Annotated in this window: 1 protein-coding gene and 1 pseudogene; both read left to right on the top strand. The window is 53.1% G+C overall.

All coding sequences use genetic code 11. From position 1 onward, the window contains the following. Positions 1 to 261 (top strand): IS1 family transposase (locus BHE85_RS19165; RefSeq protein WP_000317683.1); only part of this gene is annotated, 261 nt, incomplete at its 5' end. A 9-nt stretch (positions 262 to 270) separates the two neighbouring features. Further along, positions 271 to 375: pseudogene (locus tag BHE85_RS19170) on the top strand (IS630 family transposase); the annotation flags it as partial.

Genomic DNA, 375 nt, shown 5'->3' on the forward strand with positions numbered 1-375 from the left:
ACACTGGAGCGTCTTCTGAGCCTGCTGTCGGCCTTTGAGGTCGTGGTATGGATGACGGATGGCTGGCCGCTGTATGAATCACGCCTGAAGGGAAAGCTGCACGTTATCAGCAAGCGTTACACTCAGCGCATTGAGCGACATAATCTGAATCTGAGACAACATCTGGCAAGGCTGGGACGGAAGTCACTGTCGTTCTCAAAATCGGTGGAGCTGCATGACAAGGTCATCGGGCATTATCTGAACATAAAACACTATCAGTAAGTTGGAGTCATTACCGAGATAACCGGTTGCCAGTTAAATGCCGGAACCGTTCGCCGCTGGTTGCCGTCTGCGGGGATTGTGTGGCGAAGGGCTGCGCCAACTCTGCGTATCCGT

The sequence above is a fragment of the Shigella sp. FC1567 genome, from assembly GCF_001743015.1.
Lineage (GTDB): Bacteria > Pseudomonadota > Gammaproteobacteria > Enterobacterales > Enterobacteriaceae > Escherichia > Escherichia coli.